This is a genomic window from Acinetobacter sp. M5A5_2a, assembly GCF_053345265.1.
In genome coordinates this window covers 77,335-97,396 of record NZ_JBKEZV010000014.1, presented here as the reverse complement: position 1 = coordinate 97,396, position 20,062 = coordinate 77,335, and the positions used below count along the sequence as shown (strand labels likewise).

The window sequence follows — 20,062 nt, the reverse complement described above, 5'->3', positions numbered from 1 at the left end:
CATGGGCATTCGTATTACAGGTACTGGGCTATTTCATCCAACAGAAACCATTTCTAATGAAGAACTGGCCGTCAGTTTAAATGCTTATGTGGAACAATATAACCAAGACAATGCAGAGAAAATTGCATCTGGTGAACTTGAAGAGTTACGTGGTTCAAGTGCTGAATTTATTGAAAAAGCTTCTGGTATTAAAAGCCGTTACGTAATCGAAAAATCAGGAATTCTCGATCCGACTCGTTTACGTCCTCGTTTGTCTGAGCGTTCAAATGATGAGCTGTCTCTTCAGGCCGAATGGGGCGTTATTGCGGCTAAACAAGCAATGGAAAATGCAGGGGTTACTGCTGAAGATATTGATGTCGTAATTTTGGCATGTTCAAACATGCAGCGTGCTTATCCGGCAGTCGCGATTGAAATCCAGTCGGCGCTAGGTATTCAAGGTTATGCATATGACATGAATGTTGCATGCTCAGCTGCTACTTTTGGTTTGAAACAAGCGGCAGATGCAATTCGTTCAGGCGCTCGCCGTGTTTTATTAGTGAATGTTGAGATTACCTCTGGTCACCTAGATTACCGTAACCGTGATTGTCACTTCATTTTTGGTGATGTTGCAACTGCTTCTATTATTGAAGAGACTACGACTAAAACTGGTTTTGAAATTTTAGATATTCATCTATTTACTCAATTTTCAAACAACATTCGTAATAATTTCGGCTTCTTAAACCGTAGCGAAGATGCGATCGTTGACGACAAATTATTCCGTCAAGATGGCCGCAAAGTATTTAAAGATGTTTGTCCATTGGTGGCAAAAATCATTAATGCACAGTTGGAAAAAATGCAGTTAACTGCAAACGATATTAAGCGTTTCTGGTTACACCAAGCCAATGCCAACATGAATGAATTAATCTTGAAATATGTTGCTGGTAAAGATGCAGATCTAAGCCGTGCACCAATTATTTTAGATGAATTTGCCAATACCTCTTCAGCAGGTGTGATTATTGCTTTGCACCGTACAGGGCATGAAGTGAATGATGGCGAGTATGGCGTGATTTCATCTTTCGGCGCAGGCTATTCAGTAGGTTCGATTGTTGTACAAAAGCACGTTGCTTAAGTTGCTAGATTAATTAAAAACGCTCGTAAGGGCGTTTTTTTATGAGTGAAATAATATAAAAAAGCGAACCAAAATTGGCCCGCTTAGATTGAATTAAAAGTTATTAAAACTTTTTGGTATAGTTTACAAACAAGCGGTCTTCACCAAAATCATTGCCATGTTTTACGTTGTAATCAATGCGAATGTATTGCAGGGCAACGCCCTTTAAGTACTGTTGCTGAAATGCATAGTTCAGAATGACATTCGACTCAGTTTCATGATTTTTCTCGCCATTGGCTGCTTTAAAATCATGGCCGTACACATATTTCACCATTGCGTTTAAACCAGGTACATAGTCTTTAAAGTCATAGCCGTACATGACATGGTAAGACTTTTCATCTTCTTTAAAGAATCCCGTGGTATTCCAGTTAATGAAATAGGTCTCTGGTAAGAAACCATCTGGTAATGGGTAAGCCGATTCGCCAATAATTTGTTGGTATCCTAAACCAAAGGTATGGTTTTTCACTTTAAGCGTTTCTAGTACTCCAATGTTTTGTGCATCGATATCAAAAGTATTGCCATCATCTTTTGCATTGAAGTATTTAAACTTAGAAGTGAGGGAAAAATTAGGCTGTTTCCAATTATGCTCAAGCCCTACATAGTGTTTGTTATAGAGATCTTCTAAATTACCAAAGTAATATTCGCCCTTGAGTGAAGGTGTAAATTGATAGCGCAGATCAATATAATTTAAACCATCCGATTCTTTGGTAATTCCATTTGCCGTGAACGAAAACTTTTTAAAGTCCTCTTCATTTCGTGGCGATACTTTTTCGACTCGACCAATTTCGGCATAAAGCTGATCCGAAAGTTGCGACTTTAAATTGGTTCCCCAATATGAAGCAAGCAACTGACGGCTGGCATCGACAGCGGTTACAGGCAGGTCTAGCCAAAGCTCACCCACACTCAAAAGCGTTTTGTCATAACCTAATTTTAATGTCGCCCCGTATTTTAAAAAGTCTGATGCTTGTGACTGAGTGTCTTTGTTAAAAGGTAAAACTGTGTCTGCGACATGTTTGTCCGAACTTAGGCGCACGGCGTATTGAACGGAAGCATCTGCACCAATCGTAATAGGTTTGTCTGCAATTTGCAGCGGAGTGTCATGCATTTTCGATTTATAAAATAACGATGCTGCCTGAGACCAACTGCCGGTATCTTTGAGCGCATCATTATCAAAATTACGGTTGATGTAGGCATTCTTTAAAGTGAATTTCCATTCATCTTCAGCCTGCTGATTTGGATTTGCAGCGAATGAATTGCCACACATCAATACTAAGGTTGCAAAGGTTAAAGCATGTGGCTTAAAGCGATGTAATAATTCCATAATCCATTTCCAAAATCTATGCGCCAGTCCTAGGCGCATGTATGTTTACTGCTGGGTAAGCGTGTTTTGAGTGTTAAATGTTGATGGCGTTTGTGCGGCAACAGAGGCTTTTAGATTGACCATAAATATTGCAAGTGCAGCAATCACACCCGGAATTGCAATTGCTAAGAAATTCATTTGGTGAGGAAGCTCAAATGTAAGTAGAGCTCCAGTTAAAACGGGGCCGATAATCGCGCCAATACGACCAATTCCAGATGCCCAGCCCATGCCAGTTGAGCGGAGTGCTGTCGGGTAGAACTGCGCAACAAATGTGTAGAGTAAGATTTGCGAGCCAATTGTGGCAGCGCCAGCAATGGCAATCAGGCTATATAAAATAAATTGCGGACTATTGATGCCAAGTAAAATTAAAGCTGCTGACCCAACAATAAACATGATGGTAATAACAGGCTTTAAATGGAATCTGTCTGCTAAAGCACCGCCACCAATAGCACCGACCATGCCACCGATGTTAAGTGCGAACAGGAACAACATGCTCGCACCTAGCGAATAGCCCGCTTGCAGCATAAGTTTAGGTAACCAGCTTCCTAAGGCATACACCATGAGTAAGCACATAAAGAAAGCAATCCAGAACATAAATGTGCTGAAGGTACGGCCTTGTTGGAAAAGCGCACGGACAGGTGCTTCAGTTGTTGTGCTTTCGTTTAACACCAGTTGTGTATTGGCATTTACCTGAGTTTGAGGTGCAATTTTGCTGACAATACTTTTAGCCTGTTCACTCTGATTAGATTTCACTAAAAATGCGAGAGACTCTGGTAAAAACTTCCAGATCAGTGGGAGTAATAGTAGTGGAATACCTGCAAGTAAAAACATGATTTGCCAGCCCATATCCTTAACGAGCCATGCACCGAGTAGGGCAGATGTCATGCCACCAATTGCGTAACCACTAAACATGATTGCGACCAATGTACTACGAATTTTTTTAGGCGCATATTCGGTCATGAGTGCGACCACGTTTGGCATAACGCCACCAATACCAAGGCCAGCAATAAAGCGCAAAATTGCAAATTCAGTTGGTCCTTTGGCAAAAGCACCGATAAAGGTAAATCCGCTAAATAAAGTCACACAAATCAGGATGGTTTTTTTACGCCCGAGTTTGTCCGAAAGTGTGCCGAAAATCATGGCACCAAACATCATGCCAAATAGAGCCGCGCTTGCCAGCAAACCTGCTTCTACCGCAGTTAATGACCATTGTTGCATTAATAAAGGGAGTGCTACTCCATAAATGACTAAATCATATCCATCAAAAATAATAATAAGTAAGCACCAGATTAAAACTTTCCAATGAAAAGAAGTAAAACTGGCTTTATCAATTAGCTCATTAATATTAACCTTGCTCGTATCCATTTTCTTCACCTCCAATTTGTGAAGTATCGCGTTATTTTTTAATAAACTATTTTGTTATTGACTTAGAGTCAAAAACCTAATTGATATATCTTTATGTCTTTAAGGTATTGTGTTTTTTATTAATTTAATTATTTGAAAAATATGAATTTATTTTGATTATTGAAGTGGTTTTTATTATCTGTATTAAATGATGGTAAATATTATATGATGAGAATTTCAATGTTTTTATTGGTGTTTTATTCTTGATTTTCTTGCTAAGAATCACTGATAAAAATAGAGCTAAATTTATATTATTAATTGGAATGAAAATATTAAGATAGGAGATTAAAGTCTATTATTTAATTATTTTAGAAATTGATCTTTGAAAATGAAATTTAATTGATATTAAATAAAAATCGCCAAATCAGGGTTAGCAAATTATTTGCATCCTGACTTGGCGATTAAGGCTTTATTTTGGTTGGAGTGTTTAGATAAAAAACTTAATTTGTGGCTGGAGTTGATCGTGGTGTGAGAATGAAATGGGCAATTACACCAATGCAAATACCCCAAAACACTGAGCTTAATCCAAGAAAATGCATGCCTGATGCCGTAGCTAAAAAAGTTATAAGCGCAGCATCGCGTTGACTATCATTTCTCATAGCAACAGAAATATTGGTGGCAATCGCTCCAAGCAAGGCTAAACCTGCCAGTGCTGCAACCAACTCTTTAGGAAGTAAGCTAAATAGCATGACAATACTGCCAGCAAATAAGCCCCCTAAAATATAAAAAATTCCATTAGCGATACCCGCAATATATCGTTTTTCTTTAAGTTCATGAGCGTCTTTACCCATACATAAAGCAGCGGTAATTGATGCAAGCACAATGGTAATACCACCTACGCAAGCGACAGCTAAAGAGGCAATACTGGTAACGCTAATAATCGGTTTGGCTGGCGTGTCGTAACCGCTGAGTTTCATAATCGCCATACCCGGTAAAAATTGGCCGGTTAGACTGACTAAAATGAGAGGAACGGCAAGGTTAAGAGTTGAGTTCCATGTCCACTCTGGGCTAATCCACTGCGGAATCGCTAAACTAAAACTCACATCAACAGGATTCATTTTTCCTAAAATGAGGCTTAATAAAACTCCGGCAGCTAATACCCAAATCATGGTGTAGCGTGGCATTAAACGTTTGGCAATTAAAAAGACAATGAGCATGCTAAAGACAATAAAGGGCATGCTATCAGATGCGGTAAATAGGCCAATACCAAATTGAAAAAGAATACCAGCCATCATGCCTGCTGCGACATCTTGCGGAATCCATTTAAGTAATTTGTCGAAGTAACCTGTAACGCCAATTAAAAAAATAACGATAGCAGAAGTAATATAAGCAGCTACCGCTTCATTCAATGAGATATGTGGAAATAGAGTCACTAACAGGGCAGTGCCCGGGGCAGACCATGCGGTAATGACAGGAGTTTTATATTTAATTGAAAGATAAATACCTGAAACAGCGGCACCAATTGAAATTCCCCAAATCCATGACACCATCATATCGGTGGACACATGGGCACGCTGAGCAGCTTGAAAGAAAATAATCAGTGGGCCTGAGTAAGAAATTAAAACCGCAAGAAAGCCAGCAACTGTTGCTGATATGGACCAGTCATTTTTTAATGTCTTTAACAGGGTTGCCATGTGCGATTGCCTCCATGCAAATCATGTTATTTACCCAATCATATAAAAAGATCAGGGTTAACCCTGATCTCCACCTCCGACCGAAATAACCGATCCAGTCATATACGATGCTTCGTCTGATGCAAGAAATAAAATTGCATTCACTTGTTCTTGAATTGTGCCATAACGGTCCATAAATGTTCGATCTATTGTTTGATCAACCACTTGCTGCATCCAGTCTTTTTCATTTTGACTTAATGGGTTGGCGTTACGCGGTACTTTGCGAGGCGGTGCTTCGGTTCCACCCGTCGCAACGGCATTGACTCGAATTCCGTCTTTGGCATGTTCAAAAGCAAGAGATGCTGTTAAAGCATTTACACCACCTTTAGATGCCGAGTAGGGAATACGGTTAATACCACGGGTTGCAATTGAAGATACATTTACAATAACACCCGATTGTTGCTTAATCATGGCGGGCAACACAGCGCGGCAGCACCATAAAGTTGGAAACAATGAGCGATTCACTTCCTTAATGATCTCTTCTTCGGAAAACTCTTCAAAAGGTTTCATCCAGATCGCGCCACCCACATTATTAATCAGGATATCTACCCGACCATAGCGTTCAATCGCTTTTGCAACTACTGCTTGCGCGCCTGCATAGGTTTCAAGGTCAGCATTAATCGTGACAGCATCACCATATGCACTCTGAATTTCTTTGAGAACTTCTTCAACATATTCAGAGCGGTCAGCCATGACGACTTGTCCGCCTTCAGTCGCGACTTGCAGGGCCACGCCACGACCTATACCTTGGGCACTACCCGTAACAATCACAACTTTATCGGTAAATCTTTGACGGTTTGACATAGATAACTTCTCCACCTTGAATTAGTTTGCAGAGAATTTTTCAAACAAGAAATTAGCAGGTTTGATATTTTCAGCTTCTAACCAGCCACGTACAGCCTCTACCATTGGCACTGGACCACATAGATAAACATCAACATCGCCACCGTTTAACCATTCACTTTCAATATGACCAGTTACATAGCCTTTGCGTTCATGGTTACTCTCAGGGCTTGCAACTACAGTACGATATTCGAACCATGGGAATTTCGCCTGCAACTCATTGAGTTTTTCTAGGGCAACCAAATCAAAATCATTGGTTACGCCAAAGACTAAACGAACAGGCTGTTCTGAACCTTTTTCTTCAAGCACTTGTAACATCGACATAAATGGAGCAATGCCAGTACCGCCTGCCAGCATAAGCACAGGACGCGCTACATTACGTAAATAGAAGCTACCGAACGGACCGGTAAATGTCATTTTGTCACCAGCTTGAGCATTCTTACTCAAGAATTCACTCATTTTGCCATTCGGTACGTTACGAACCACAAAGCCCGTTAAGCGGTTGCCCGGTTTTGAGCTAAATGAATATGAACGGGTTTCACCAGTTTCTGGAATTGCAACATTCACATACTGACCTGCAAGGAAATGAATATCCGGTTGGCCTTCATCAAGTTGAATGTCAAAAGTGATGGTTGAATCTGATAGGTTTTCCACGCGAGCTAATGTGCCTTGGAAGCTATGAATTTCTGTTTTACAGACATCTGACGAGGCTTGAATCTGGAACACCGCATCGGAAGTTGGGCGGCATTGGCAAGCAAGAATATAGCCTTGCTCAGCTTCTTCTTGTGTTAATGCATCTTCAATATAGGTTTCTTCTGGCATGTCATAATGACCTGACTCGCAAAATGCGCGGCAAGTTCCACATGCACCATCACGGCAATCCAAAGGAATATTAATTTTTTGGCGATAGGCCGCGTCAGATAAGGTTTCGCCTTGAGCTACGTTAATGAAACGTGTAACACCATCTTCAAATTGAAGTGCAACATTGTGGTTTGACATGGCATGTATCCTACAAAATATTTGAAACTTTTACCCTCAGCCAACAGTCCGTTTAACTGAGGGGGTATGTCTTAAAGGTGGTAGATATCAATAACTTGATTGATGTAGTCATTTTTTAAAACGACATACTTACTCAAGATTTTTGGTTGATCACCTGAAAAATCGATCACATAACGTGACATACCGAAATAGCTGTAATTTGTCTTGTAACGGAAACTCAAGGTATTCCAGTTAAAGCGAACAGTAACTTTGTCGCCGTCGCGCTCGACGACTTCAACGTTGGCAATATTGTGGCTTGTGCGTGTGTCCGGCATGGTTGCAGATGAACGCTCAGTTTTAATACGGAACACACGATCTTCTAAACCTTGACGGTCTGGGTAATAAATAAGTGAAATTTCAGATTGTGGATCTTCAGTTAATTTATCGTCATCATCCCAAGCTGGCATCCAGAAAGAAGCTTCCGGTGCGTAGCATGCAATCCAGTCATCCCATTGTTCATCATCTAAAAAGCGAGCTTCACGATAGAGAAACTGAGCAATATTTTCTAAAGTTGCTTTGTCTTGAGCGCTCATGCTGTTTCTCCCTGATCAGCAATTTCTTTCTCTGATGCAATTGCGTGTTTCATGGTTTCTAACCAATATTGATGTTGGGCAAGATAAAGACCTTCATCTTCAGTTTTGATACCACTTAACATTGGTTTTAAACCAATTTCGTTTGCTGCATCATCTGGTCCATAAATCCAGTGTTTTGAACCACGGCACATGTCATTCCATTCAAGTGCAATACCTGCATAACCTGCCTGACAAGCACGGAATTCTTCTAAATCATCTGGTGTTGCCATGCCTGAGGCATTAAAGAAATCTTCATATTGACGGATACGACGTGCACGAGCTTCAGGTGCTTCGCCTTTAGGCGCGATACAGTAAATGGTGACTTCGGTTCTATTGACAGAAAGTGGGCGAAGTACACGAATTTGCGAACCGAACTGATCCATCAAATACACATTTGGATAGAGACACAAGTTACGTGAACGCTCGATCATCCATTTCGACATTGCTTCACCGTATTTTTCGGTGTATTCGTCTGCTTTCGGGAAGTTTGGACGGTCTTCTGGGTTTGCCCATTGTGTCCAAAGCAACATGTGGCCATTTTCAAAGCCATACGAGCCACCGCCTTGTTTACCCCAAGAACCTGCACTCATCGCGCGAATGTTATCGGCAGCTTGAGTTTCTTTACGGTGTTGAGTCGTTGCTGCATAGTTCCAGTGAACAGCAGAAACGTGGTAACCATCGGCACCATTTTCAGCGGTGAGTTTCCAGTTACCTTCGTAAGTGTAGGTTGATGAACCCCGTAAAACTTCCAAACCATGTTCGGACTGATCAACAATCATGTCGATGATTTTGGTGGTTTCACCCAAGAATTCTTCAAGTGAAGGAACATCTGGATTTAAGCTGCCAAACAAGAAGCCTTTGTAGTTCTCGAAGCGAGCAACTTTTTTAAGGTCATGTGAGCCGTCTTGATTAAAACAGTCAGAGTAACCAGCTTCGCTTGGATCTTTAACTTTTAGAAGTTTGCCTGAGTTGTTAAAAGTCCAACCATGGAAAGGGCAGGTATATGTTGCTTTGTTACCACGCTTGTGACGGCAAAGTTGTGCTCCGCGGTGTGAACACGCATTGATCATGGCATTCAATTCGCCGTTACGGTTGCGGGCAATAATGACTGGCTGACGACCAATGTGAGTGGTGTAGTAGTCATTATTATTTGGAATTTGGCTTTCGTGTGCTAAGTAAACCCAATTACCTTCGAAGATATATTTCATTTCAAGGTCAAATAGGGCTTCGTCAGTAAACACTGAGCGATGAAGTTTAAATTCACCTGTATCGATATTATCTACAAGTAATTCATCAATACGGTCAAGATGGCTAGTATTGATTACAGGAATACGTGGCATGTCCGTTCTCCGACTTTCCAAAAGTGTGGAAGTCACCAAGGCCTTAGCTACGATCTAAAAGGTCTTGATATCCTAATATTGTCAATGAAGCGCATGAGCGCGCTGGGTGTTTAACCGTGAATTGATGAAGATGAATCACTGGAAGATTGGCAAGAAGGCTTTTTCACAAAGCAATTCATCACTTCATCGGTTTGTTGCTTGTATATACCTTAAAAGAATGGTTAAACTGTGTCTAAGACTGAATTTGCATTTTTTTATATCTTAAAGGTATGGAAGCCTTATGGAACTAAGACATTTACGGTATTTTGTGGCTGTTGTTGAAGAGCAGAGCTTTACAAAAGCAGCGGAAAAACTATTTATTGCTCAACCACCTTTGAGTCGACAGATTCAAAATTTGGAAAGTGAGCTTGGAATTCAATTGTTTGAGCGTGGAAGCCGTCCTTTACAGACAACCCCAGCCGGACATTTCTTTTATCAGCACGCCCTTAAACTTTTGTCGAATGCTGAAGAAATAAAAAGTATGACCAAACGTATTGGTCTGATTGAACGTAGTGTGACGATTGGTTTTGTCGGGTCTTTACTCTATGGTTTACTGCCTCGAATCATTTATTTATTTCGGCAACAGCAGCCTCATTTGAATATTCAATTGATGGAGTTAAGCACAACTGAGCAACTACAGGCATTAAAAGAAGGCCGTATTGATGTCGGCTTTGGACGTTTAAGAATTAGTGACCCTGCCGTGAGACGTATTCTGCTACGTAAAGAGCGTTTGGTGGTTGCTGCTCATACCAGCCATCCGATTGCACAGCGTTCAGAAGGGGTATATCTGGCCGATCTAATTGATGAAAAGATGTTTATGTATCCTACTTCGCCGAAACCTAATTTTTCGACCCAGCTTTTGAACATTTTTGCCGAGCATAGTTTGGTTCCAAAAAATATGCATGAGATACGGGAAATTCAGTTGGCTTTGGGCTTGGTCGCAGCGGGGGAAGGTTTATGTATTATTCCTGCCAGTGCCGATACCATTCGTTTTCCTCACTTAAATTACATACCAATTCTCGACAATGGTGCAGTCAGTCCGATTTTTATTACCGCACGCGCAATGGACAGAAGTGAAGATTTACAGCTTTTATTTGATTGTATTTATCAGGTCTACGATTTAGAAGGGATACCTTATCAACGGACTGTTTTTACACTCGATCAGAACCCAATAGATGATTCAAATGGTATCGATTTTTAAATAAGATGAATGCATAGCCTCAAAATCTGAAGCTATGCGTTATGCAAATTCTTATTGTACTTGAGCTGGGAAACCATCTTCGTCCAGCGCTTCGGTAATTTTATCGAGGCTTTCACTGGTTTCTACAGTTACAATTTTTGTCGCTAAATCTACATCTACTTTTGCATTTGGGTCGACATCTTGAATCGTTGCAGTCACACCACGAGCACAGCCGCCACAAGTCATATTTTCAATAAGTAGTTTCATATTCATACTCCATCAAGAACGAGATATTTGTTTGGATAACCCTAAGTCTAAACCTTGTCATGATTGTAAGGTCAAGACCAATTTTTTTAAAAAATATGCTTGACCTTCCCATGATGGGAATCTGTATGCTCAATGTAATTGATAAAATTTTGCAGATTTGCAGAGGTGTTTGATGGACTCAAAAAACACAAAATTGCCAGCATATAGTGAAACACTACCAATCGAAGGTATGACCTGTGCTTCGTGTGTGGGTCGTGTCGAAAAAGCGCTTAAGAAAGTTGAAAATGTAGAAATTGCCAACGTTAATTTGGCCACAGAAAAAGCTGTTGTTTATTCAAACCAACCAATTCAGCGTGAAGCGCTTGTAAAAGCAGTTGAACGAGCGGGTTATGATGTTCCCAAAGCGGCGCCAGTGGAGCTGTCTATCGACGGCATGACCTGTGCATCTTGTGTTGCGCGTGTTGAAAAAGCCCTTAAAAAAGTAGACGGCGTTCAAGATGCGACAGTTAACTTAGCCACAGAGCAGGCTTGGGTTCAGGCAGATAATTCAGTCAATGTTGAAGATCTGATTCGCGCTGTTAAAAAAGCAGGTTACGATGCGAAAGCCTCTGAAAAAAATCAAGATGAGCAGCTCGATAAAAAAGCTTCAGAGTTAGATCAGCTTAAAAAAGATTTGATCATTTCGATTGTTTTGGCCTTACCAGTGTTTATTTTGGAAATGGGTTCACATCTAATTCCGGCTTTTCACATGTGGGTCATGCACACGATTGGTCAATACAATAGCTGGCTTTTACAGTTTGTTTTGACAACACTAGTGCTCGTTTTTCCTGGTCGCCGTTTTTATCAAAAAGGTATTCCAGCCTTATGGCGTTTGGTACCAGATATGAACTCGCTGGTGGCTGTTGGAACCTTGGCTGCCTATAGTTTTTCTGTTGTAGCAACCTTCATGCCGCATGTATTACCACAAGGCACGGTCAATGTTTACTTTGAAGCGGCTGCTGTAATTGTCAGCTTAATTTTACTTGGGCGATATTTTGAGGCAAAAGCCAAAGGTCGTACCTCGCAAGCTATTCAGCATTTGGTTGGCATGCAACCGAAAACTGCTCGTATTCAGCGTGAAGGTCAAGTGGTTGAAGTTGCTGTTGCCGAAGTGGTCAGTGGAAGCATTGTAGAAATTCGTCCGGGTGAGCGTGTGCCTGTCGATGGAGAAGTAGTTGAAGGACACAGCTATATTGATGAATCTATGATTACGGGTGAGCCTATTCCTGTTGAAAAGATAGTAGGGCATCAAGTGGTTGGAGGCACGATCAACCAGAACGGTACTCTAAACATTCGGGCAACCGCAGTTGGCGCTTCGTCTGTGCTTTCACAAATTATTCGCATGGTTGAGCAAGCCCAAGGTTCTAAACTTCCGATTCAGGGTTTGGTCGATAAAGTAACCATGTGGTTTGTGCCAGCGGTGATGCTCATTGCTGCAATTACTTTCTTGGTCTGGTTTATCTTTGGGCCAGAACCTGCGTTAACTTTTGGTTTGGTCAACGCCGTTGCAGTACTAATTATTGCTTGCCCTTGTGCGATGGGGCTTGCAACACCAACTTCTATTATGGTCGGTACTGGACGTGGTGCTGAGCTAGGGGTTCTGTTCCGTAAAGGCGAAGCTTTGCAGCTTTTACAAGAAGCGCAGGTGGTTGCTGTTGATAAAACTGGAACGATCACTGAAGGCAAACCCACGCTGACAGACTTTAATGTGCAACAAGGTTTTGAACGTGAGCAAGTGCTGACGTTGGTTGCCTCGGTTGAAGCCAAGTCTGAGCACCCAATTGCTCTAGCCATTGTTCAGGCTGCTGAGGGCGAGGGAATAACTTTATTACCAGTAACAGCATTTAACTCGATTACAGGTTCAGGTATTGAAGCTGAAGTGTCAGGTCAAAAAGTACAAATTGGCGCAGACCGTTATATGCACCAACTTGGTTTAGACACTAGCTCATTTCAAGCGATTGCTGCACAGTTGGGTGAAGAGGGTAAAACGCCGCTTTATGTCGCTATCGACCAGCAACTAGCTGCAATTATTGCCGTTACAGACCCAATTAAAGAAACAACCTATGCTGCGATTGAGGCCTTACATCAATTAGGTCTAAAAGTTGCCATGATTACAGGGGACAACCGTCATACAGCGCAAGCGATTGCGAAAAAACTTAATATTGATGAAGTTGTGGCGGAGGTCTTACCTGAAGGCAAAGTGGACACCGTTTGCCAGCTGCAAAAACAATATGGTCGTTTGGCCTTTGTAGGTGATGGCATTAACGATGCACCAGCCTTGGCGCAAGCAGATGTTGGCTTAGCCATTGGTACAGGAACAGATGTTGCCATCGAAGCTGCCGATGTTGTGTTGATGTCGGGTAGTTTAAAAGGCGTACCGAACGCAATTGCATTAAGTAAAGCGACCATGCGAAACATACGCCAAAACTTGTTCTGGGCATTTGTATATAACGTTGCACTTATTCCAATTGCGGCAGGCGCATTATATCCAGCATTTGGCGTGCTACTTTCACCTATGTTTGCAGCAGGAGCGATGGCACTTTCTTCAGTTTTTGTTTTAGGAAATGCATTACGCTTAAAACGTTTCCATGCGCCATTACAGTAAGCGTGCTGAAACTCATCTTTTGGTTTAAGATCATGACAAAAGGTCTTAAACCAAATTTAATATTTGAGGTGTGAGATGAATATCGGTCAGGCATCCAAACATTCGGGCATTTCGGCGAAAATGATTCGCTACTATGAAGAAATCGGTTTACTTGAAGCAGCTCAGCGTTCTGCTTCAGGCTATCGTATTTATTCAGAAACAGACCTTAAAACTTTAAACTTCTTAAAACATGCCAGAGAGTTAGGTTTTTCATCTGAACAGATGAAAGAGCTTATTTCGCTTTGGAAAAATACAGACCGCCAGAGTGCAGAGGTGAAAGCCTTAACCGTCAAACACATTGCTGAACTCAACCAGAAAATTGCGCATTTACAAGAAATGGTTAATATTTTGCAGGCATCAGCCGATGATTGCTGTGGTAACCAACAAGCTTCTTGTGCCATTTTAGATCACATTGAAAAAGGTGTAGGTGTAAGCTAAGTTTCATTAAAATAAAAAAGGAAAAAATCATGGCTTATACAGCTTCTTGTCTTTGTAATGGTATTCAACTTCAAATTAATGCCGAATTAGAACCCATCATGGTCTGTCATTGTACGCAATGCCAAAAGGCACAAGGCGCTGCTTTTGCTGCCATTACGCAAGTACAGAAAAGTGATTTGAATATTGTGCAGGGAGAAAACCTGTTACAGGCTTATTTTGCGTCTCCCAATAAAAAGAGAGTGTTCTGTAAAACTTGTGGTTCACCTGTCTGGAGTGAACGTTTAGATAAACCCGACGTGGTGCGTTTAAGGGTGGGGCTCATTAATGAAGAAATATCTACCCAAGTTAGCTCTCATGCCTATGTCGCTTCAAAGGCCTCTTGGCATATCATTGGTGATCATGCTCAACAATATTTACAAGCAACAGATGGCGTCCAAAAATAGTCACTTAATCGGGTAGGGCTTGTTTGTAAAAAAACGTGAACAAGACTAGCCATGAATAAATAATGTGCTATAACTGTATTTAAGGTAATCGTAATATCTCCTCGATCCACAGGGAAACTTGGGACAGGACAAAAGATACGATAAGACCTTACATATAGCTAGCAAAGAGCATGTAAGAGATGGATAGACACAAATCTTAGATTGCTCACCGTTGCAGAAAAGCCCGTGAAACGGGCTTTTTTAATGCCTATAAAAAAGCCATTTATAGTCTGGTCATCCAATAAATAAATTTTTTTATGACGCCATTTTTTACCATATGGTCTTAAGCAAATAAAAAGATGTAGAAATAATAAAATTTTTTAAACATACAGACTATTCTGTATTGCAATTTAATTTATTTATAGGTACATTTACTTAACGGTTTAAAGTTCAAGTTTAATAATGGACTCATGGTCGTTGTGGGAGATCTAAGAGCCTGCATTCTTCCCCAAGATGCGGGTTTTTTTTATGCCTAAAGAAAAGTTATTATTAACCTCACTTAAATAAAAAAGATAAATTATTAGTTTTTAATATCTTAAGTCATTAAGTTTTTTAGAAATTTTCCTACCATATATATAGCCTGACTATAAATCAGCTATACAAACTTTCTTATACGTTACGCGACTAGGCACGATAGGCTTGACACGCTTGAGCACAAGCTAAACAAGCTTTAGCACAAATTTGGCAGTGTTCATGCTCGTGTTTGCTGCATTCTGCTGCACAAAGTTGACATGCATGAGCACATAATGGCATCGCTTGTTCAGCTAACTCAGAATGCCTTAACTCTAAAGAAGTACATAACTGACAGGTTTCTACACAAGTCAGACAGTGTTTAATGCACTCACGCATCATATGTTCTTCTTGCAAACAGGCGGCTGCACAGGTCTTACAAGCAATCATACATTCTACACAGGCTTGAATTGAGCTAGAGGCTTGGCAAAATAATGAATTATTTGCTTCTTGATTGGTTTGCATATGAATTCTCCTATTCCAAAAGTCTTTATTAAAAAATGGAATATTGTTATGTTTTTCCATTTTATAGATCATTTTTTAAACAATGGGCATTTGAGATGAAAGGGGTACAAATACCCAATACATAATTAACCTCGTAGTAGAATGTTACATCCAGTTTTTAGCTTAAAAGCGCTTATTTCTTGATGATAAAAAGTGTCAATAAAATTTAAGGATTGTGTTAAATTTGATTGCATATAATACTTTTGGCTAATTTCTTATTGTGTGAATATTAGGCAAATTAGGAATGTGAACTTTGAAGGACACGAAATGGAAAACGTTAATCAATACGCTCACGGAGCTGAGCATGAAGTCCACATCCATTGCAAACGATCATTAAGCACATTAATACTGAGTATGTTCGTATTAATTACAACTGGTCGTTAAAAGAAAAAGCACCCGAGGGTGCTTTTTCTATATTTGAATCTAACATTGGGTTGAATGAAAGAGTTTATGACGACCCTACAAACCCACGACGCTTTTTGTAGGCTTGGCGGTCATAAGATGGAATATTGGAGTGTTGCAGATCAATAGCTAACTGTTTTTTACGTTGAAACTGCACTTCACTTAAAAGCGCAGCATAGATTTTGGGACGATCAGTTTTAAACTTGTCTACATCCAATGGAATCTTATTTTCATTCTTGACAATGTACAGCACAGAACCATTGCCATTCGTTTCATAAACCGTCCAACCGAGCCGCACGGCATAGAGGCCAGTTTTTAGATTCTTTCCTAAGTAAGATTTAAAACCATCTGGATGAGGGTGAACATAAGCATTCATCATGCATCCTCCATCATTTGATTTATTTGATGAAAGCGACAATCAATGAATTGATGGGGAGTGAGACATCATATTCAGTAAAATCACGATTTCTAATTGTTTATATATTGTTCAATTTTAAAATTTCAAGTGAGGCAAAAAGCTGCTATTTACTCAGTTATATAAGTTCAAAATATTAAAAAAACAGCAGATTTTTTGAGTAAAAAATTCTCAAGTTAATGTCGTAGAGGCTTGTAATAATAGCTCATTATTCTCTATTTATGTGATCTATTTTGCACATTTAAAATTATTTAAATCGTAAGTGAATTTACAGTCGGTTTGAGTTAATTATTTGTTTTAAAAATAAATAATTTAATTTTAATATTTCTTGTTACAACCATTTTGTCGACAATAGATGCTGCTTTTTGACATATTTCGCCTAGCATAATTAAAGAGTTCATTGCCTATGGTGTCATTTCTGTTTATTGGACTTGTGGTCACCATTTTGTTGACTCCAGGCCCCACAAATACGTTGTTAGCCTCGGCTGGAATACAGGCAGGGGTGAAGCAGTCTCTTAAACTTATTCCTGCTGAAGTGATGGGTTATCTCATTGCAATTACTTCATGGGGTGTTTTGCTTGAGTCAGTTTCACATTTAATCCCTTGGCTTCCTGCCTTATTAAAGTTAATAAGTGCAACTTTCATTCTCTACCTTGCATTTAAACTTTGGGTAACATCAACAAAAGACATCAAATTAGACAACCCACTCATTACGCCTAAGGCTTTATTTGTCGCAACACTTTTAAATCCTAAAGCTTTACTCTTTGCTTCTGCTATTTTTCCACATGCAGCATGGGAAGTGCTTCACGTTTATTTTGTGCATATTGCTATTTTTTTATCATTAATTACACCCATTGCATTTTTATGGATTGCTTTTGGAACCGTATTAATTTCAAACAAAGTAACTTGGTTAAACCAACGTAATTTACAACGTACGGCTGCATTTATTTTAACTTTTTTTGCTATGCCAATCGGCTATTCAGCGATTAGCTCATTTTAAACTTAACCCATTATTTATATTAAAAAATTTAATTTTTAGGAGATTTTTATGAAAAGAGTAAAAGTAATTATTAAGGACCAGTTTAACAAAGAAACGATTGCTTTAGCGAAAGTTAGACCTATGAACGACCACGCCCTTGAACTTCATAAAAGCGTTGAACATATTGAAATTGATGATGACATTATTTTACCCAATATGGATCTACTCTATGAAAATCCTAAAGACGGGAAAATTTATCAATTGATTGGGCCATTCAACGAGGAATAATTTTTACATTCACTTTGGAAAATAACACCTAGAACACATTTGTATTTCATCACGATTTTAGTAAGAAAGTTTTTAGCTAGAATCTGATGAAAATACGAGCAAAATTAACCATTGAATACAATTAAAATATTGAATATCAGGAATTGTTGTGGGACCATACTTTTTGTAAAAGTGTGACCTAATCCACACTTTTGCATTTCAGGACTAAGTGGTTTTCACTAAGCCCATTTCTTCAATGAGAAGTAGAAATGGGCTTTTTTTATTCTTTAAATGTTTCATCTAAAGCTTGTTGAACTGCTTCTATGCGTGATTTACAAGCTTTATAGGCAGTAATCGATTCTTCAACAATTTTCATTAAATTATCAATATCTGGGCTTTCTTGAGATTCAAGTAATTCGGCATTTTTCTTCAAAATGTCATGGCCATCCTTAAATGTTAACTCTTTATTCTTCATTTGGAATTACCTGTGTAATGTTGGCTTCAATCACACCATCTTGCATTTCAATGGCAATGGCAGGGCTTGAAATTTGATGTATAGAACGAATTGCTTTTCCTTCTGATCTAACAATCGCATAACCTTTGGCTTGAACCTGTTTCGGGTTTTGCAAAAGGACTTCTTTCATTAACGATTCGATTTGGGCTAATGAAAATTTAACTTGTTGCTGTGAACTAAACTGAATACGTTCTTTCATCTGGTCAAGTAGGTGATGGCCGGAGTTAAGTTGACTTTGTGCTGAAGATTTAATGTGGTGAAGCAGTTGGTCATTCTTGCTTTGATAGGTCGTGATTTGATGCTGCGAAAGCAGCTTAATGGTTTGCAGACTATCTACCGCTTCTTGTACGCGTTCAACAATATGGTTACGAATACCAGCAATTACTTTACTTGGCGTGTCGAATGAACGATGGGCAATTTCGTCAAGAATGGTACGGTCTTTTTCATGACCAATGCCGACCCAAATGGGTACAGTACGTTTGCAGAGCAGAGCGGCAAGTTCATAATCATTCAAATAGGCTAAATCATTCACCGATCCACCGCCACGAATAATCACAATCAAGTCTGGCGGAAATGTAAATGTGCTGGCCCATTGCCGTAAACCTGTACCTAAAGACTCGATTAAGCTGGTTGCGGCTGTATTCCCTTGAAAAGTAGCGGTGTGATACACAAAATGGCAAACACCATTTCTTTCTAGCGCATCGGCATCTTTTTTAAAGTCACCTAAGCCCGCAGCATTTTGAGGCGCAATCACTAAAACATTTTGAATATCAAAAGGAGTGGAGAGGAGTTTATTCTTATGAATTAAACCTTCTTGAGTGAGCCGTTCAATAATTTGCTGATAACGTTTAGCAATTTCACCTAAGGTAAAACTTGAGTCAATCTCTTCAATATTGACTGAAAATCCATATTGAGGATCGAAACGTGCGCGAATTTTTATGAGAACATTTAAGTCACTTGAAATCTCAATACCAGTTTCACGCTCAAACTTTAAAACAATTTTACTTGCTGAAAATTTCCAGATTGTGGCCTTACAACTGGCAATCACCTTATCGGTATCTGCATCTTTTTCTGCAAGCTCTAAATAGTAGTGACCGCCTTTAATATTTAAATTTCGAATTTCTGCTTTTACCCAAACTGGCTCATCAAAAGCCAAACGTATGACTTCCTGAACTGTGCCGAGATATTCACTAAGGGAAAACTGAGGTTCAGACATACGAACTAAACATTAAAGGACCAACTTAGATAGTATAAAAGCCATCCAACCAAGGCAATTGCTGTCTGTGAATTTAGGGTTCTGTTTAAAATAAATACAACAATTCAAAAGATTAAATTTAAATTTAGTTTGTTCATCACTAGTTAATTCAAAATATAAAATTAATTAAAAAAGATAAAACTGATGAATTACAACAGATTAAAAAATAAAGTTTGCTTTATAAAATATATAAGCGTATAAAGCTTACTTCCAATTGCGGGGTGGAGCAGTCTGGTAGCTCGTCGGGCTCATAACCCGAAGGTCGTTGGTTCAAATCCGACCCCCGCAACCAAAATATTATGCTCTGTGATGTACCACTTTTCATAATGCAGAAATTATGAAAAGCATTAGCTTATAAATAACCCTATATCAAGCTAAATATTAAATTCTAGACTGACTGTCCATACCTTAAATCTAGCGTTCTAATTAAATACCGTTAAATCACATGAGCTCAGTGATGAGTGAATGATTGTGAATATAGTAAATGAGTGGCAAATTGCCACAGCCGTAAATGGCAATGAAATTAATGTGAGAGTGGTTCCTCACGTGCGTAAGCAAAACTCTCAAGATGGTTATCGTTGGGTCGAAGTTGGTAAGAAAATTCAACTTCAAACTGGTGAAGAAATCGAATTGAACCAAGATGGTAAAAGCTTTTATGCTGCATTTAACCAGCTTTATCGTTTAAGTACGTATTGCTAATAAAATGTTTAGCTCTCAAGCTAAAAACCTATCTCTTTTAATGGAGATAGG

19 protein-coding genes, 1 tRNA gene and 2 pseudogenes are annotated in these 20,062 nt (G+C 39.5%); 10 read left to right on the top strand and 12 right to left on the bottom strand.

Annotated features, from left to right (window positions below; all coding sequences use genetic code 11):
• The first annotated feature begins 1 nt into the window (after position 1).
• Positions 2-1,108, top strand: a complete 1,107-nt coding sequence (locus ACLBWE_RS17810; protein ID WP_133746461.1) for a beta-ketoacyl-ACP synthase III — start codon at positions 2-4, stop codon at positions 1,106-1,108.
• 103 nt (positions 1,109-1,211) lie between these two features.
• Here the strand turns inward: ACLBWE_RS17810 and ACLBWE_RS17805 are convergent, their stop codons facing one another.
• From ACLBWE_RS17805 to benA, 7 genes and pseudogenes are all read right to left on the bottom strand, one after another.
• Entirely contained in the window at positions 1,212-2,468 is a 1,257-nt protein-coding gene (locus ACLBWE_RS17805) for an OprD family outer membrane porin (RefSeq protein WP_447604153.1), read from the bottom strand.
• A 45-nt stretch (positions 2,469-2,513) separates the two neighbouring features.
• Positions 2,514-3,872: an aromatic acid/H+ symport family MFS transporter gene (locus ACLBWE_RS17800; protein ID WP_205469603.1), complete on the bottom strand. Its 1,359-nt coding sequence runs from the start codon at positions 3,870-3,872 to the stop codon at positions 2,514-2,516.
• A gap of 479 nt (positions 3,873-4,351) precedes the next feature.
• Entirely contained in the window at positions 4,352-5,545 is a 1,194-nt protein-coding gene (gene benE, locus ACLBWE_RS17795; RefSeq protein WP_447604152.1) for a benzoate/H(+) symporter BenE, read from the bottom strand.
• A 57-nt stretch (positions 5,546-5,602) separates the two neighbouring features.
• On the bottom strand, positions 5,603-6,388 hold the full coding sequence (locus ACLBWE_RS17790; RefSeq protein WP_447604151.1) for a 1,6-dihydroxycyclohexa-2,4-diene-1-carboxylate dehydrogenase: 786 nt from the start codon (positions 6,386-6,388) through the stop codon (positions 5,603-5,605).
• A gap of 21 nt (positions 6,389-6,409) precedes the next feature.
• Positions 6,410-7,426: a benzoate 1,2-dioxygenase electron transfer component BenC gene (gene benC, locus ACLBWE_RS17785; RefSeq protein WP_447604150.1), complete on the bottom strand. Its 1,017-nt coding sequence runs from the start codon at positions 7,424-7,426 to the stop codon at positions 6,410-6,412.
• A 52-nt stretch (positions 7,427-7,478) separates the two neighbouring features.
• Positions 7,479-7,998: pseudogene (gene benB, locus ACLBWE_RS17780) on the bottom strand (benzoate 1,2-dioxygenase small subunit).
• Positions 7,995-9,377 carry a benzoate 1,2-dioxygenase large subunit gene (gene benA, locus ACLBWE_RS17775; RefSeq protein ID WP_004642043.1) on the bottom strand — a complete coding sequence of 461 codons (1,383 nt, stop codon included), beginning with the start codon at positions 9,375-9,377 and terminating at the stop codon, positions 7,995-7,997. The pseudogene benB and the gene benA overlap by 4 nt, the downstream one beginning before the upstream one ends.
• 106 nt (positions 9,378-9,483) lie before the next feature.
• Here benA and ACLBWE_RS17770 point away from each other — a divergent pair.
• Together ACLBWE_RS17770 and ACLBWE_RS17765 are read left to right on the top strand one after the other, a co-directional pair.
• Positions 9,484-9,613, top strand: a pseudogene (locus ACLBWE_RS17770) (hypothetical protein).
• A 44-nt stretch (positions 9,614-9,657) separates the two neighbouring features.
• Positions 9,658-10,617, top strand: coding sequence for a LysR substrate-binding domain-containing protein (locus ACLBWE_RS17765; protein ID WP_424608145.1), 960 nt, complete (start codon positions 9,658-9,660; stop codon positions 10,615-10,617).
• Positions 10,618-10,668: 51 nt separating this feature from the next.
• On the opposite strand, the gene ACLBWE_RS17760 is transcribed toward ACLBWE_RS17765, so the two are convergent.
• A complete protein-coding gene (locus tag ACLBWE_RS17760; RefSeq protein ID WP_080632537.1) occupies positions 10,669-10,869 on the bottom strand; it encodes a heavy-metal-associated domain-containing protein in 201 nt (66 codons plus the stop codon).
• A gap of 166 nt (positions 10,870-11,035) precedes the next feature.
• Between ACLBWE_RS17760 and ACLBWE_RS17755 the strand changes: the two genes are divergently transcribed.
• The 3 genes from ACLBWE_RS17755 to ACLBWE_RS17745 all read left to right on the top strand — a co-directional run bounded on the left by ACLBWE_RS17755 (position 11,036) and on the right by ACLBWE_RS17745 (position 14,427).
• The gene (locus tag ACLBWE_RS17755; RefSeq protein ID WP_447604149.1) at positions 11,036-13,507 is read left to right on the top strand and encodes a heavy metal translocating P-type ATPase; all 2,472 of its coding nucleotides are present in this window, start codon (positions 11,036-11,038) and stop codon (positions 13,505-13,507) included.
• 75 nt (positions 13,508-13,582) lie between these two features.
• Positions 13,583-13,984 (top strand): Cu(I)-responsive transcriptional regulator, encoded by a 402-nt coding sequence (gene cueR / locus ACLBWE_RS17750; protein WP_336167810.1) that lies wholly within the window; start codon positions 13,583-13,585, stop codon positions 13,982-13,984.
• A 29-nt stretch (positions 13,985-14,013) separates the two neighbouring features.
• Positions 14,014-14,427 carry a GFA family protein gene (locus ACLBWE_RS17745; protein ID WP_447604148.1) on the top strand — a complete coding sequence of 138 codons (414 nt, stop codon included), beginning with the start codon at positions 14,014-14,016 and terminating at the stop codon, positions 14,425-14,427.
• A 663-nt stretch (positions 14,428-15,090) separates the two neighbouring features.
• Here ACLBWE_RS17745 and ACLBWE_RS17740 read toward each other — a convergent pair.
• Together ACLBWE_RS17740 and ACLBWE_RS17735 are read right to left on the bottom strand one after the other, a co-directional pair.
• Positions 15,091-15,441, bottom strand: coding sequence for a four-helix bundle copper-binding protein (locus ACLBWE_RS17740; protein WP_198078855.1), 351 nt, complete (start codon positions 15,439-15,441; stop codon positions 15,091-15,093).
• Between the two features lie 487 nt (positions 15,442-15,928).
• Positions 15,929-16,261, bottom strand: coding sequence for a hypothetical protein (locus ACLBWE_RS17735; RefSeq protein WP_447604147.1), 333 nt, complete (start codon positions 16,259-16,261; stop codon positions 15,929-15,931).
• A 442-nt stretch (positions 16,262-16,703) separates the two neighbouring features.
• On the opposite strand from ACLBWE_RS17735, the gene ACLBWE_RS17730 reads away from it, so the two are divergent.
• Together ACLBWE_RS17730 and ACLBWE_RS17725 are read left to right on the top strand one after the other, a co-directional pair.
• A complete protein-coding gene (locus ACLBWE_RS17730) occupies positions 16,704-17,297 on the top strand; it encodes a LysE family translocator (RefSeq protein WP_447604146.1) in 594 nt (197 codons plus the stop codon).
• 48 nt (positions 17,298-17,345) lie between these two features.
• On the top strand, positions 17,346-17,564 hold the full coding sequence (locus ACLBWE_RS17725; protein WP_045435956.1) for a hypothetical protein: 219 nt from the start codon (positions 17,346-17,348) through the stop codon (positions 17,562-17,564).
• Positions 17,565-17,823: 259 nt separating this feature from the next.
• Here the strand turns inward: ACLBWE_RS17725 and xseB are convergent, their stop codons facing one another.
• On the bottom strand, positions 17,824-18,018 hold the full coding sequence (xseB, locus tag ACLBWE_RS17720) for an exodeoxyribonuclease VII small subunit (protein WP_003652614.1): 195 nt from the start codon (positions 18,016-18,018) through the stop codon (positions 17,824-17,826).
• On the bottom strand, positions 18,008-19,273 hold the full coding sequence (gene xseA, locus ACLBWE_RS17715; RefSeq protein WP_447604145.1) for an exodeoxyribonuclease VII large subunit: 1,266 nt from the start codon (positions 19,271-19,273) through the stop codon (positions 18,008-18,010). The genes xseB and xseA overlap by 11 nt, the downstream gene beginning before the upstream one ends.
• A gap of 254 nt (positions 19,274-19,527) precedes the next feature.
• Between xseA and ACLBWE_RS17710 the strand changes: the two genes are divergently transcribed.
• Positions 19,528-19,604, top strand: a tRNA-Met gene (locus tag ACLBWE_RS17710).
• Positions 19,605-19,777: 173 nt separating this feature from the next.
• On the top strand, positions 19,778-20,011 hold the full coding sequence (locus ACLBWE_RS17705) for a hypothetical protein (protein WP_017389051.1): 234 nt from the start codon (positions 19,778-19,780) through the stop codon (positions 20,009-20,011).
• Positions 20,012-20,062 lie beyond the last annotated feature (51 nt).